The 14,227-nt window shown below is 68.3% G+C and carries 10 protein-coding genes; 8 read left to right on the top strand and 2 right to left on the bottom strand.

From position 1 onward, the window contains the following. The first annotated feature begins 12 nt into the window (after positions 1-12). The 8 genes from N440_RS09465 to N440_RS09430 all read left to right on the top strand — a co-directional run bounded on the left by N440_RS09465 (position 13) and on the right by N440_RS09430 (position 10,164). Positions 13-1,209, top strand: coding sequence for an MFS transporter (locus tag N440_RS09465; protein WP_133934892.1), 1,197 nt, complete (start codon positions 13-15; stop codon positions 1,207-1,209). After that, positions 1,206-2,399, top strand: a complete 1,194-nt coding sequence (locus N440_RS09460; RefSeq protein WP_133934891.1) for an isochorismate synthase — start codon at positions 1,206-1,208, stop codon at positions 2,397-2,399. The genes N440_RS09465 and N440_RS09460 overlap by 4 nt, the downstream gene beginning before the upstream one ends. Then, complete coding sequence (locus tag N440_RS09455; RefSeq protein ID WP_133934890.1) at positions 2,396-4,048, top strand: AMP-binding protein; 1,653 nt, start codon at positions 2,396-2,398, stop codon at positions 4,046-4,048. Before N440_RS09460 ends, N440_RS09455 begins: the two co-directional genes overlap by 4 nt. Further along, entirely contained in the window at positions 4,048-4,680 is a 633-nt protein-coding gene (locus tag N440_RS09450; RefSeq protein WP_133934889.1) for an isochorismatase family protein, read from the top strand. Before N440_RS09455 ends, N440_RS09450 begins: the two co-directional genes overlap by 1 nt. Next, positions 4,680-4,937, top strand: a complete 258-nt coding sequence (locus N440_RS09445; RefSeq protein ID WP_133934888.1) for a phosphopantetheine-binding protein — start codon at positions 4,680-4,682, stop codon at positions 4,935-4,937. The genes N440_RS09450 and N440_RS09445 overlap by 1 nt, the downstream gene beginning before the upstream one ends. Continuing rightward, positions 4,934-8,824 carry a non-ribosomal peptide synthetase gene (locus tag N440_RS09440; RefSeq protein WP_133934887.1) on the top strand — a complete coding sequence of 1,297 codons (3,891 nt, stop codon included), beginning with the start codon at positions 4,934-4,936 and terminating at the stop codon, positions 8,822-8,824. Before N440_RS09445 ends, N440_RS09440 begins: the two co-directional genes overlap by 4 nt. Continuing rightward, the gene (locus N440_RS09435) at positions 8,815-9,573 is read left to right on the top strand and encodes a 2,3-dihydro-2,3-dihydroxybenzoate dehydrogenase (RefSeq protein WP_133934886.1); all 759 of its coding nucleotides are present in this window, start codon (positions 8,815-8,817) and stop codon (positions 9,571-9,573) included. The genes N440_RS09440 and N440_RS09435 overlap by 10 nt, the downstream gene beginning before the upstream one ends. Before the next feature lie 144 nt (positions 9,574-9,717). Beyond that, positions 9,718-10,164, top strand: coding sequence for a transposase (locus tag N440_RS09430; protein WP_133934885.1), 447 nt, complete (start codon positions 9,718-9,720; stop codon positions 10,162-10,164). 49 nt (positions 10,165-10,213) lie between these two features. On the opposite strand, the gene N440_RS09425 is transcribed toward N440_RS09430, so the two are convergent. Both N440_RS09425 and N440_RS09420 read right to left on the bottom strand, forming a co-directional pair. Further along, complete coding sequence (locus tag N440_RS09425) at positions 10,214-11,674, bottom strand: esterase-like activity of phytase family protein (protein WP_133934884.1); 1,461 nt, start codon at positions 11,672-11,674, stop codon at positions 10,214-10,216. Between the two features lie 21 nt (positions 11,675-11,695). Further along, the gene (locus N440_RS09420) at positions 11,696-14,014 is read right to left on the bottom strand and encodes a TonB-dependent receptor (RefSeq protein WP_133934883.1); all 2,319 of its coding nucleotides are present in this window, start codon (positions 14,012-14,014) and stop codon (positions 11,696-11,698) included. Between the last annotated feature and the right edge of the window lie 213 nt (positions 14,015-14,227).

Here is a 14,227-nt window from a genome sequence, read left to right as displayed (position 1 = left end):
GGCTGGTGTTCCATGCACGCACGTCCCGTCGTCCCCGGCTTGCCGGCGCTGGTCCTGGCAGCCCTGATCGGCACCATGGCGATGATGTCCTTCGTCGCTGTGATCGGTCCGGTGGTCCGCATGCTCGGCCTGTCCGAGTGGCACGCTGGACTGTCGGTCACGGCGGCGGGCGTGTTGTGGATGCTGGCCGCGCGCCCATGGGGGCAGCTCAGCGACCGCATTGGCCGCAAGCGCGTGCTGATGCTGGCGATGAGTGCCTACACCGTGGTCTACATCGCGCTGGCGGTGTTCATCGACGTGGCCCTGCAGGCGGTGCCGCCGGTACTGGTGTCGGTGCTGGTGCTGGTGGGTGCGCGCGGCCTGATCGGGCTGTTCTATGCGGCCGTCCCGCCCACGGCCGCCGCGCTGATTGCTGACAAGGCCCCGGCCGGGCAGCGCGCCAGCTTCCTGGCCCGGCTCGGCAGTGCCAACGCATTGGGCATGGTGCTGGGTCCGGCGGCCGCGGGCTGGCTGGCCTACACGAATCTGTCGCTGGCGCTGTATGTGGCCGCCGTGCTGCCGCTGCTGGCGCTGGCATTGCTGGCCTGGCGGCTGCCGGCCACGCCAGCGGTGGCGGGAAGCGGCGCGCAGCGCCGCGCGCCGATGCGCAGGCTCGACCCGCGTCTGCGCCTGCCGCAGTTGGCGGCGTTCATCGCGATGGTGTCGGTCACTATTGCGCAGGTCACGGTCGGCTTCTTCGCGATCGATCGATTGGGTCTGGATGCTGCAGCGGGCGCGCGCATGGCCGGCATAGCGCTCACCGCGGTCGGCGTCGGTCTGATCCTGGCGCAGGCGTTGGTGATGAAGCTGGACGTGCACCCGCGGCGCTGGATCATCCTCGGTGCACTGATCTCCGGTATTGGTTTCGCCTCCGTGGCGGGCGTACAGCAGGCCTGGCAGTTGCCGGCGGCCTACGCACTGGCGGCGTTCGGCATGGGCTTCGTGTTTCCCTCGTTCCAGGCGCTGGCCGCCGATTCAGTGGAAGCGCACGAGCAGGGCGCCGCCGCCGGCACCGTGGCGGCCGCGCAGGGCCTGGGCATGGTGGCCGGGCCGATGCTCGGCACGCTGTTGTATCGCGGCGGGCCGAGCCTGCCTTACCTGCTGGTCGGCGCGCTGCTGCTGCTGCTGTGCGCGCTGGCCGCAGCGCACCGGATGAAGGAGACCCCATGAACGACTCCCTGATGCAGGGCGCGTGGCCAGAGGCTGCGCCGGCGCTGCTGGAGAACACCGACGACGCGTCGCTGTTCCTGCTGCAGCATGCTGGCCAGCACGTGCACGCACGTGGCTGCCGGGCGACGCTGCCGAATGGCGCGCTGGCCAGCCTGGCCGGGCGTGTTGCCGAGTTCTTCGCGCAGCAGCGCGGTGGGCCGGGCCTGCTGGTCGGGGCGGTGCCGTTCGAGCCACGTGCCGACGACGCGCTGTACCAGCCCGAGCGCCTGCTGCCGGCGTTGCCGCTGCAGCCACAGGCGGCACCCGCGCTGCAGGGCGCACTGCAGGCGGAGCCCGCAGCGCAGGACTATGCAGCTGCCGTTGCCGCTGCGGTGCAGGCGCTGCGCGCACCCGAGCAGGACCTGCACAAGGTGGTGCTGGCGCGCAGCCTGTTGGCGCGTACCCGCAACGCGCTGTCACCGGAAGTGCTGCTGGCACGCCTGGGCGCCGATCCTTCGGTGGCCACCTACGCGGTTCCGCTTCCGGTCGAACTGGGGCAGGCGCCCGCCTGGCTGGTCGGCGCAACGCCCGAGTTGCTGCTGCGCAAGCGTGGCGCGCAGCTGTTGTCGCATCCCTTGGCCGGATCGGCACGCCGCAGTGCCGATGCCGCCGAAGACGAGCGCGCCGCGCAGGCATTGCTGGCCTCGACCAAGGACCATGATGAGCACCGTCATGTGGTGGACGCGATCGTCGATGGCCTGTCGCCTTACTGCAGCCATATCGATGCGCAGCCGCGTCCGGCGCTGCATGCCACCGCCAGCATGTGGCACCTCGGCACGCGTATCCATGCCACCCTGAAGGACCCGCAGACTCCCGCAGCCGAGCTGCTCGCGCAACTGCATCCGACACCGGCGGTCTGTGGCACGCCGCGCCTGGCGGCGCTGCAGCGCATCCGCGAGCTGGAGCCGGTGCCGCGCGGCTTCTATGCGGGCGCGGTCGGCTGGCTGGACGCCCAGGGCGACGGCGACTGGTACGTGGCGATCCGCTGCGCGCGACTGCAGGGCACGCAGCTGCGACTGTACGCAGGTGCCGGCATCGTCGCCGAGTCGCAGCCCGAAGCCGAAGTGGCCGAGACCGCAGCGAAGTTTGCTGCCCTGTTGAATGCGCTGGGCGTCCACGACGCCGCGCCCGCGATCGAGCCTGCTGCATGAACACTTCCGACACTTCTTCCCGCATGCCACTCCAGCAGGTATGGCCGGACGATCTGGTGGCGCGCTATCGCGAGGCCGGTCACTGGCGTGGCGAAACCTTCCCGGCCTTCCTGCGCGAGCGCGCGGAATGCTATGCCGATGACATTGCCGTGGTCGCTGGCGACGTGCGCCTGAGCTATGCGCAGCTGTGGCACGAAGCCGGCCGCATCGGTGCCGGGCTGCTGGCACGGGGCCTGCAGCCGGGCGAGCGGGTGCTGGTGCAGCTGGGCAACACGGCCGGTTTCATCACCACGGTCTGTGGCCTGTTCCGCGCCGGCCTGGTGCCGGTGTATGCGTTGCCGGCGCATCGCATCACCGAGCTGGTGCACTTCGCCAACAAGGCCGAAGCCAGTGCCTACATCACCACCGATCTGCACGACGGCTTCGATCATCACGGGCTGGCGCGGGCATTGCAGGCCGACGTGCCGGCGATACGCACGGTGGTGATCGACGGCGATGCGCAGGAATTCATCGCGTTGGACGGGCTGCAGGGCGACCGCGCCCGGCTGCCGGCCGATCCGGACCCGCAGTCGGTGGCGTTCCTGCAGATCTCCGGTGGCAGCACCGGCCTGTCCAAGCTGATTCCGCGTACGCACGACGACTACATCTATTCGTTCCGTGCCAGCAACGCGATCTGCGGCATCGACCGCGACAGCGTGTACCTGGTCGCGCTGCCGGCCGCACACAACTTCCCGATGAGCTCGCCGGGGTTCTTCGGCGCGTTGTATGCCGGTGCCCGCGTGGTGCTCAGCCCCGGCCCCGGCCCGGATGCGGCGTTTCCGCTGATCGCCCGCGAACAGGTGACCTGCTGTGGCCTGGTGCCGCCGCTGGCGTTGCTGTGGGCGCAGGCGGCGGCGACCACCGCGCATGACCTGTCCAGCCTGCAGGTGCTGCAGGTGGGGGGCGCCAAGCTGGTGCCCGAGGCGGCGCGGCGGGTGATCGACGGCCTGGGCTGCACGCTGCAGCAGGTGTTCGGCATGGCCGAAGGCCTGGTCAATTACACCCGGTTGGATGATCCGGAAGACCTGATCGTCGCCTGCCAGGGGCGGCCGATCAGTGCGGACGACGAAGTGCGCGTGGTCGACGACCACGACCAGCCGGTGGCCGAAGGCGAAGTCGGGCACCTGCTGACCCGCGGCCCGTACACCATTCGCGGTTACCACAACGATGCGGTGGCCAATGCACGCTCGTTCACCGACGATGGCTTCTACCGCACCGGCGACCGCGTGCAGCAGCTGCCAGGGGGCTACCTGGTGGTGCAGGGGCGCGCAGGTGACCACATCAACCGGGCCGGCGAGAAAATCTCCGCCGAAGAGATCGAAGATCATCTGCTGGCCCACCCAGGCGTGTTCGACGCCGCCGTGGTCTCCATTCCCGACGACTATCTCGGTGAGCGCAGCTGCGCGTTCGTGATCCAGCAGGGTGAGCCGATCAAGGCGCCCGCGCTGAAAGCCTGGATGCGCACGCGCGGCCTGGCCGCGTTCAAGGTGCCGGACCAGGTCGTGTTCGTCGACAGTTTCGATACCACCGCGGTCGGCAAGATCAGCCGCCGCGAACTGCGTGCGCAGCTGCGCGCGCGTCATCTGCAACAGACAGGAGAAACGCGCTGATGGCGCTGCCCCGCATCACCCACTATCCCTTGCCGACCGCCGCCGAACTGCCGCAGGCGCGCGGACCGTGGCGCCCGCAGCGTGATCGCATCGCGCTGCTGGTACACGACATGCAGCGCTACTTCCTGGCCGCGTTCGATGCCGGCAACGCGCCGCTGCGGCCGGCCGTGGACAACATTGCGCGGCTGCTGGCACATTGCCGCGCCCATGGCATTCCGGTGTTCTACACCGCCCAGCACGGTGACCAGGACCGTCGTGATCGTGGCCTGCAGGCCGACCTGTGGGGGCCGGGCATGCGCCGCAGTGCCGACCATGAGCCGATCATCGAAGCCATCGCACCCCAGCCGGGCGAGCATGTGCTGGTGAAGCACCGCTACAGCGCCTTCCAGCGCAGCAATCTGGAAACGCTGATGCGGGTGCGCGGACGCGACCAGCTGCTGGTGACCGGTGTGTATGCGCATATCGGTTGCATGGCGACGGTGGTGGAAGCGTTCCAGCGCGATATCGAAGCCTTCATCGCCGCCGATGCCGTGGCGGACTTTTCGCGCGCCGACCACGATCAGGCGCTGCACTGGATCGCGCGCACCAGCGGTGTGCCGATGACGACCGACCAGCTGCTGGAGGCGCTGTAATGACTGCTGCGGGTGAGGTGCTGGACCTGGAACGCATGCGTGCCGATGTGGCGCGGGTGCTGGACTGTGCGCCGGCCGAGATCGGTGACGACGACAACCTGATCGACCTGGATCTGGATTCGATGCGCATGCTCGGCCTGGTGCTGGCCTGGGGCAACACCGGGTTGCCGCTGGAGTTCTCGCAGCTGGCCGAGCACACCACGCTGCGCCAGTGGTGGGGCGTGGTGCAGACGCTGCAGGCTGCGCAGCGCGCATGAACGCCGCTGCGTTGGCCACACCGCTGGCTTTGACCGAGGCCCAGGCCGGGCTGTGGTTCGCACAGCGGCTGGCACCGGACAATCCGTCGTTCAATACCGCCCATGCGGTGTGGATCGACGGCCAGCTGGATGTGCCCGCATTCGTGGCGGCGGCCAACCAGGCGGCGGTTGAATCCGAGGCCTTCGCGCTGCGCTTTGCCGAAGGCACCGACGGGCAGCCAGTGCAGTGGCATGACCCGGCGCATGTGCCGCTGCTGTCGGTGCGTGATCTGTCCGGCGAGGCCGACCCGGTGTCGGAGGCGCGTGCGCTGATGCAGGCCGACCGGCTCAGCGCGGTCGATCCGACCCGCGACCGGATCAGCCAGCAGGTGCTGTTCGACCTGGGCGGGCAGCGCTGGGCGTGGTACCTGCGTGTGCATCACCTGGCCGCCGATGGCTATGGGATGGCGCTGTTCAGCGACCGTGTCTGCGCGCTGTATTGCGGCCGCGCAGGTGAGCCCTTGCCGGGATTGGTTGGGGTGCTGGCCGACGACGCGGCCTATCGCGCAGATGCGCGCCGTGGACTGGCCGGGCAGTGGTGGCGCGAGCAGCTGCAGGGGGCGCCTGCGGGCGTGGGCCTGGCGGGTAGCGAGCCGGCCAGCGATGATGCGCTGCGCTGGGTGCAGCCGCTCGATGCCGCGTTCCGCGAGCAGCTGCTGCAGGCTTCGGCGCGCTGGCTGCAACCCTGGCCGGATGTGCTGGCCGCGTTGTCGGCCGAGTACCTGCGACGGATGAGCCCGGCCGACGAAGTGGTGGTGGGCGTGCCCTTCATGGGGCGGCTCGGCAACGCATCGGCGCGCGTTCCGGCCATGGTGATGAACGTGCTGCCGCTGCGTGTCGCGGCGGGCGAGGGCAGTGTCGAGGCGTTTACCCGGGCACTGGGCCGGCAACTCAGCCAGGGCCGCAAGCACGGCCGCTATCGTGGCGAGCAGTTACGCCGCGACCTGGGCCTGGTCGGCGCGCAGCAGCGTCTGCACGGCCCGCTGGTAAATGTGCAGCCGTTCTACGCGCCGCTGGCACTGCCCGGCGTGCAGGCGACGCTGGAGGTGCTGTGCACCGGGCCGGTGGACGACCTGACGCTGGGCTTCCGTGGCGATGGCCAGCGTGTTCTGGATCTGGAGATCGAGGCCAATCCCGCGCTGTACCGCCGCGAGGAAGTGCAGGCGCATGCCACGCGCCTGCTGCATTTCGTGTCGGCGGCGCTGGACGCTGACGACATTGCGACGGTGCCACTGGCCACGGGCGAGGAAGCCCAGCAGGTGGTGCACGGCTTCAATGCCACTGGACATGCGCTGCCGCAGACCACGCTGGTCGAACTGCTACAGCAGGGCATGGACCGCGATCCGCAGGCGACCGCGTTGGTCCTCGGTGATACCGGGCTGGACCACGCCACGCTGGAGGCGCGCAGCTTTGCGCTGGCCGCCCAGCTGCGCGCGATGGGCGTCGGCCCAGGCAGCGTGGTGGCAGTGGCGTTGCCACGCTCGCTGGAACTGGTGATTGCGCTGGTGGCGGTGCTGCGTGCGGGAGCCGCATACCTGCCGCTGGACCTGGCCCATCCTGACGAACGCCTGGCGCGCATCCTGGCCTCGGCGCAGCCGGCCTGCGTGCTGGCCGCGGCGGATGTGTCGGCGCGGATGCCCGGGGTGCCGGTGCTCGCGCCGGAACAGTGGACCGCGCTGAGCTTCGCCGCGCCATGGGCCGATCCGGCGCCCGACGATGCCGCCTATGTGATCTACACCTCCGGTTCCACCGGCGAGCCCAAGGGCGTGGTCATCGAGCACCGCGCCATCGTCAACCGCCTGCTGTGGATGCGCGAGCACTACGGCATCCATGCCGACGACCGCGTGCTGCAGAAGACCCCGGCCACCTTTGATGTCTCAGTCTGGGAGTTCTTCCTGCCGCTGCTGTGCGGAGCCAGGCTGGTGCTGGCCGGGCCGGACGCGCATCGTGATCCGACCGAGCTGGCGCGGCTGATCCGCGCGCATGGCATCACGACGGCGCATTTCGTGCCGTCGATGCTCGATGCCTTCCTTGCCGCACCGGCCTCCGAAGGCCTGCAGCTGCGTCGCGTGTTCACCAGCGGCGAGGCGCTGGACGCCTCACTGCGCGACCGCTTCCATGCGCGCGTGCGCGCCGAACTGCACAACCTGTATGGCCCAACCGAAGCGGCAGTAGACGTGAGCTACTGGCCTGCGTCGGCGCAGGACCGTTCACGACCGGTGCCGATCGGTTTCCCGGTCTGGAACACCCGCCTGTATGTGCTGGACGCGCGGATGCAGCCGCTGCCGGTTGGCGTGTCCGGTGATCTCTACCTCGGTGGCGTGCAGCTGGCCCGCGGCTACCTTGGCCGCGATGACCTGACCGCCGAGCGCTTCCTTGCTGATCCATTCCTCCTGGGCGAACGCATCTATCGCACCGGCGATGTGGCGCGCTGGCGCGACGATGGTGCGGTCGAGTACCTCGGCCGCAGCGACCACCAGGTGAAGCTGCGCGGCCTGCGCATCGAGCTGGGCGAGATCGAGGCGGTGCTGCGCGAGCTGCCGGGCATCGAGCGCGTGGAAGTGCTGCTGCGCCAGGACGGGCCCGGCGATGCCCGGCTGGTGGCCTACGTGCCGTCCGTTCTGGCAGACGCAACCGCACTGCGCAGCCATCTGGCCACGCGCGTGCCGGACTACATGGTGCCCTCGGCGTTCGTTGGCGTCGATCACTGGCCGGTGACCGCCAACGGCAAGCTGGACCGCAATGCGTTGCCGAAGCCGCCGCAGCAGGACGTGGGCGGGTTGGCGCCGCGCACGCCACTGGAGCAGGAACTGGCCGGCCTGTTCGCGCAGGCGCTGGGCCGCGAGGCGCCGGTGGCAGTGGATGCGGACTTCTTCAGCCTCGGCGGCGACTCGCTGTCGGCGGTGCACCTGCTGCTGGCCATCGAACAGCGCTGGCGCTGCGATCTTGGGCTGGGTGCCTTGTTCGCCCAGCCAACCGTGGCCGCTTTGGCGACGCGCATTGCTGAACCCCCGGCACTGGCCGACCATGCGCTGGGGCCGGTCATCGCCTTGGCCGCCACCGATGCCACCGGTCCTGCACCGTTGTTCGTGCTGCATCCGGCCGGTGGCATTGCATGGAACTATCGGGCCCTGGCCAGGGCGCTGCAGCCAGCACGTGCGGTGTACGGCCTGCAGTCTCCCGCGCTGGATGCACGCGAACCGATGCCGTCCAGCATCGAAGCGATGGCCAACGACTACGTGCGGCGCATCGTGACGCTGCAGCCGCAGGGGCCGGTGCACCTGCTGGGCTGGTCGGTGGGCGGCATCCTCGCCCAGGCGATGGCGGTGCGCCTGCATGAGATCGGCCGTGAGGTGGGTGAGCTGGTACTGCTGGATGCCTATCCCAGTGAGTGCTGGCGCGCCGAACCGGAGCCCGACCCGATTGCCGCGCTGCGCGCACTGCTGGCCATTGCCGGGCATGACCCGGAAGCACATCCGGAGCTGGACAGTCGCGAGCGCATTCTCGGCTTCCTCCGCCGTGGTGGCAGCGCGCTGGGCAGCCTGCCGGACGTGGTGCTGGACGGTGTGGTACGCGCGGTGACCGGTACCAATCGATTGATCCGCGAACACATCCACCGGCCGTTCGACGGCACCCTGGTGCATGTGCGCGCCGGTCGTGACCATCAGGCACGCCCGCAGCTGCAGTCGGCGCTGTGGCGGGCACACGCGCGCAAGGTGCAGGCGCTGGAACTGCCGTTCCTGCACGCCGAACTGACCGGCCGCGACGCGGTGGCGCGGCTGGCACCGTGGTTGTCGGCGCGGCTGCGCCACTGGGATGAGCAACAGGAGATTGCAGCATGCAGTTGACCGGCTTTGAAGGCCGCGTGGCGCTGGTGACCGGCGCCGCCGGTGGCATCGGCGAAGCGCTGGTGCGTCTGCTGGCCGAGGCCGGTTGCGCGGTGGTGGCCACCGATCGCGAGGCGCCCCGCGTGGATGACGCGCGCGTGCACGCGTTTTCGCTCGATGTGGCCGACAGTGTGGCGGTGGACGCACTGGTGGATCGGGTGGAAGCCAGTCTCGGGCCGATTTGCCTGGCCGCAAGCGTGGCCGGGGTGCTGCACGTGGGCGACGTCGCTGGGACCACCGATGCCGACTGGCGCCGGGTATTCTCGGTGAACGCCGATGGCGTGTTCCATGTCGGGCGTGCACTGGCACGGGTGATGTCGCCGCGCCGGCAGGGCGCGATTGTCACCGTCAGCTCGAATGCGGCCGGGGTGCCACGGCACGGCATGGCCGCCTATGCGGCGTCCAAGGCTGCCGCCACGATGTTCACCCGTTGCCTCGGGTTGGAGTTGGCGCCGCTCGGCATCCGCTGCAACATCGTTGCCCCCGGTTCAACACTGACCCCGATGCAGACCGGCATGTGGCAGGACGAGCTCGGTGCCGAGCGGGTGATCGCCGGCAGCCTGGAGACCTACAAGGCCGGTATTCCACTGCGCAAGCTGGCCACGCCCGAAGACATCGCCCATGCAGTGATGTTCCTGCTGTCCGAACAGGCCGGCCACGTGGCGATGAGCGACCTGTACGTGGACGGCGGCGCCACCCTGCGCGGGTGAGCCCTGGTGGCCGCTTGCCGGCAACCGAAGACCCCCGGTAGTGCCGGCCGCTGGCCGGCAACCTCATTCAATTTCAGACATCTCCCAACATCCGTCGAGGCGAGATCTGACGTTCAACACCCACTGATCGCTCCACCATGGCGTATGAGCAGCCATCGCCTCCGCCTGGGCCGTCGCTCGATCATCGGCCAGGTCTACGTTCTGACAACTACCACGCATCAGCGCTGCCGGCTCTTTGAAAGCGAAGCTGCAGCAGCATGTGTAATCGACCAGTTCCATTACATCGAACAGCGTGGACTTGTGCAGTCACTCGCATGGGTCGTCATGCCGGATCACGTCCACTGGATGTTCGAGCTGCGCGCAGCTCACCTCCCAGACATTGCACGCCGAATGAAGTCGTCGAGTGCGCTTGCGCTGAATCGCCTGGCGGGTCGTCGAAGTACGGTGTGGCAGCCTGGCTACTTCGATCATGCAGTGAGGGCTGAGGAGTCGCTCGCGCGGCAGGCTTTGTACATCCTGGGGAATCCGGTACGCGCTGGCCTTGCTGGGCAGGTCGGCGCGTATCCCTATACGTGGTCGGTCTGGTCGTGATGCCGGCCAGCGGCCGGCACTACCAGGATTTCGCACATGGCACCTGCTGTCAGGGTAGGGTCAGGCAATAGACCAGCACGCGGTTGTCGTTGTCGTAGGGGCTGTCACAGGCCTCGCCCTGCATGCGGCAGTGGCGGGCGATGAAGTCGTTGTCGTTGCCGATCAACAGCAGCACGTCGTTCGGGTGCTGCGGGTCCAGTGCCGGCAGTACGTCCATGGCCTCCCACTTCTCCGACAGCAGGCCGGCATGCGGGCCGCGCTTCGTGTCCAGGTCCAGGCCGGCGCGCGCAAGCTGCGGGCGGTCGAGCAGGTTCAGCAGCTCGTCGCTGCGCGCGGGCACGATGCCGGCCTTCAACACGGTGTCCGCCGCTTCGGCCAGTACCGAGGTGGTGCCGGTTTCGTAGGTGCTGCCGGCCAGGTTGCTGGCAGCGGACACATCCACCAGCAGCACCGACTTGTAGACGATGGGGTCGTCACCGTCCTTGCCGAGGCCATTGCCATCACGGGCCAGTAGCAGGAAGCGGTTGGCATCCAGTGCGCGCAGTTCGCTCTGCGCGGCGGTACGGTCCAGCTTGCCCTTGCCGTCGTGCGCGTACGCGGGCAAAGCCATCACGTAATGGCCGATCGGCTGCTGTGGCGTCGGTGAGGTCGTCACGTCATAGACCAGCACGCGGGTAGTGATGCGTCCGGCCGCATTGCCCTGCGCGCTGTCCTGCAGCGTCGCGCTCTGCAGCGCCACGAACAGGCGGCTGCCATCGGGTGACAGGCCCATGCCTTCCACGCCCTGGTTGTTGCGCCGACCGGTCTGTGGCGGCACCAATGAACCAAAGGCCGGCTTGCCCTCGCGCTGCGGGCGGATCGCGGGCGGCGCCACGATCACACCCTGCAACTGGCCCTGCGCATCGAAATAGTAGACATTGGCGGTGTACTCGTCGCCGATGTAGAAATGACCGTCGGCGCTGAACTGCAGCGATTCCGCATCCAGCGAGACCTTGCCCGCACCGGCGCCGCTGGCAGGCGAGGGCAGCACCACGTCGCGCTGGATGATGGTGTGGTCGCCCGGGTCGGCACCGGTGAAGGGTTGCCCGTTGAAGTCCTTCAGCACGACGCCCTTGTCGGGCACCATGCTCAGCGTGCCCAGCGCACCGGGCTTGCCCGGCGTGGTGTCGATGCGCAGCTGCATGCGCTCCACGCGGCCGGCGTAGTCGTAGAACAGGCCGGCCTCGGGGTCGTTGCGGCCACGGTCGGGCAGGGTCCACAGCACGCCTTGATAGCCGTTGGTGGTGCGCTTCCAGGTGCCGGGCTGCACCGCCAGCGACGAGAACGAGCCCAGCGTGTCGCCGAGGAAGTCCACCGTGCCCGCCGGCAGTCGCCCGGCGGCGACCAGGCCCTTGTCCACGTAGGTGCGGCCGCCCAGTTCAAGGGTGCGTGGCGGTGCGCCACTGGCCTCGTGCGGGGCGGAGTATCCGCTGGCGGAGAGGGTGGCCAGCAGCAGGGCGGTCGCGAGCATCGGTGGACTCCGGGCGGTCGATCAGAAGCGAAGGTCGATCGTACCGAACACCTGGCGTGGTGCCGAGGCATGGAACACGTACAGCTTGCCGGCCGGATCGCTGGGCGCGAACACGCTCGAATCCAGGTTGCTGGCGTAACGCTTGTTGGTCAGGTTGGTCACGTTGAACGACAGGCGCATGCCCTTGGCGAAACCGACCTGGCCGAAGTCATAGCCACCGGCCAGGTCGAACACGGTGAAGCCACCGAAGCCCTGGTCGTTGGTGTAGGTGTAGAAGCGCTCGCCGGTGTACTTGCCACGCAGGCTGGCAAACCAGCCGTTGTCACGCCAGGTGATCTCGGTGGCCAGCAGCTGCTTCGGCGTATCGGTCTGGATCTTGCCCTTGATCTGCTGCTCGACGCCGGCCTGCACGTAGTTGGAGGCATAGGTCGAGCGGTTCAGCGACGCCGAGGTGTACCAGCTGAAATGCGCGTTCGGGGTCCACAGCACGGTCAGCTCGGCGCCGCGACTGTCGACGCCGCCGACGTTGTAGAAGCGGTTGCCGCAGGTCGGGCCGACCGGCTGCCGCGAGTCACAAGGGTTGTACTGCAGCAGGCGGTTGTCGAAGCGCACATCGTAGGCAGCGATCGAGGCCTGCAGGGTGTCGGTGACGAAGCGGTAGCCGGCTTCCACTGAGCGCGACTCTTCCGGCTTCAGGTTGCCCTGTGCGTTCCAGGTCGCCTGGCTGACCGCCTGCGGACCGAGCTTGAAGCCACCCTGGAACATGGCGATGTTCTCGGCAAAGCTGGCGAAGACTTCGTGGTGCTCGGCCAGGCGGAAGTTGGCACCAACGCTGGGCAGGAAATTCTTGCTGGCCTTCAACGAACCGGTGGCGAACTGGTTATTGGAGGTCGGCGAGATCGGCGTCTTCGCGTCGCCCGGCAGTGCCTGTGCATCGGAGGTGGCGTGTGGGCTCTTGGCGCCGAACTCCAAGGTCAGGCGGTCATCAAGCAGGCGCCAGGTGTCCTTCAGGAAGAACTGATGGGTCTTCCAGCGGGTGCGCTGGGCGAACACGCCGACATCGGAGGGCAGGGTGTTCATGCCGCTCAGGTCACGCGGGCCATCCACGGCGGTCTGGTAGCGCTCGGCGCTGCTGGTGTTGCGCTCGTACCAGACGCCACCTTCGATGCGGTGCGCACCCAGCTCCCAATCGAACGACAGCGTGCCGCCATCGCGGTCGATGGTGTAGATGGTGTTGCGGAAGATGATCGGGATTTCCTGTGCGGTGCCCTTGTTCGACCAGGCGCCACTGTTCCAGTTGTGGCCTTCGCCGCGGTCATCATGGTGGTAGGCCAGCGCGCGCAGGCTGAAGCCATCGGCCAGGAAGAAGTCACCGGCCAGGTAGTACAGGTTGTCGTCACGCAGGATCTGCCCGGCGGTGAAGGCGCCATCGGCGTCCTTGTCCGGGCCGCTGCTGTCGCACTTCTTCGCATTGAAGCTGGCGGTGTTGCAGTAGGCCTTGGCCACCGCCTTGTTCCAGTCCGGCGCGTAGCCGCCCCAGTCCCAGCCCAGGCCGCGCGACATCTCGTCCTTGGACAGGTAGAAGTAGTCGGCCTGGGTGGTGCGCGAGGTATCGACGAAACCGGTGATCTGGCCGCGGCCAAAGTTCCACACGCCCTTGGCGTTGAACTGCTTGGTGGTGGATTTGTTGTACGCGGTCTGGTCGTTCCACAGATCGGAGACGGCATTCATGCCGGAAACGTAGCCGGAGAAACCGTTGTACTCGCCGCTGTCCACGCGCACGAAGGTGCGGCGGTTGGCGTCGCTGCCGAAGGTCTGCACCACGCGGCCGCCGAGTTCCTGCGCCGGGCGGTCGGAGGTATAGGAAATGGTGCCGCCGAGGTTGCTGGTGGACGGCGTACCGAGGCTGCCGATGCCCACCGCCAGCTCGGCGCCGGCCATGTTCTCGCTGATCAGTGCGCGGTTGATGGTCAGGCCGTTGTAGTTGTTGTAGGCGCCATCGCCCAACGGCACGCCATCGAGCGTGTAGCCGAGGCGGGTGGAGTTGAAGCCGCGCAGGCTCAGCGTCATCGACTGTTCGTTGGTGCCCAGCGCATCGGCCGACTGCGCGTTGACGCCCGGCAGTAGATTGAGCGTCTTCTGCAGGCTGGTTCCCGGCGGCAGGATGTCGAGGTTCTCGCGGGTGATGCGCTGCACCTGGCGCGCTTCACCGCTGCCGATCACCGAAACCGCATCGAGGTCGGTGGCGGACGTGCCGTGGGAGGTCGGGGCAGCATCCTGCGCCCAGGCCGCGGGAGCGAGCGCGATCGACAGCGCAGCGGCCAACAAAGTCTTCGTCATGTTACGGACACTCAGGCAGGCACGAGCCGCCGCGTCGGTGCGGAGCTCATGGAATTCAAAAGGGGAGACGGCCGATGCGACCGGCGGGCGCTGCAGGCGCCGTGGGTCAACGTGAAAATGGTGCGCTAGACAGATGACTGTCTGGTGACATGTTCAGGTGTTGTGAGGCGCTCTGCGGGGTGGGTAGTGCCGGCCGCTGGCCGGCAGCCACAT

This window comes from Stenotrophomonas sp. CC22-02, from assembly GCF_004365115.1.
GTDB lineage: Bacteria > Pseudomonadota > Gammaproteobacteria > Xanthomonadales > Xanthomonadaceae > Stenotrophomonas > Stenotrophomonas forensis.
This window is presented reverse-complemented; position numbering and strand designations above follow the sequence as displayed.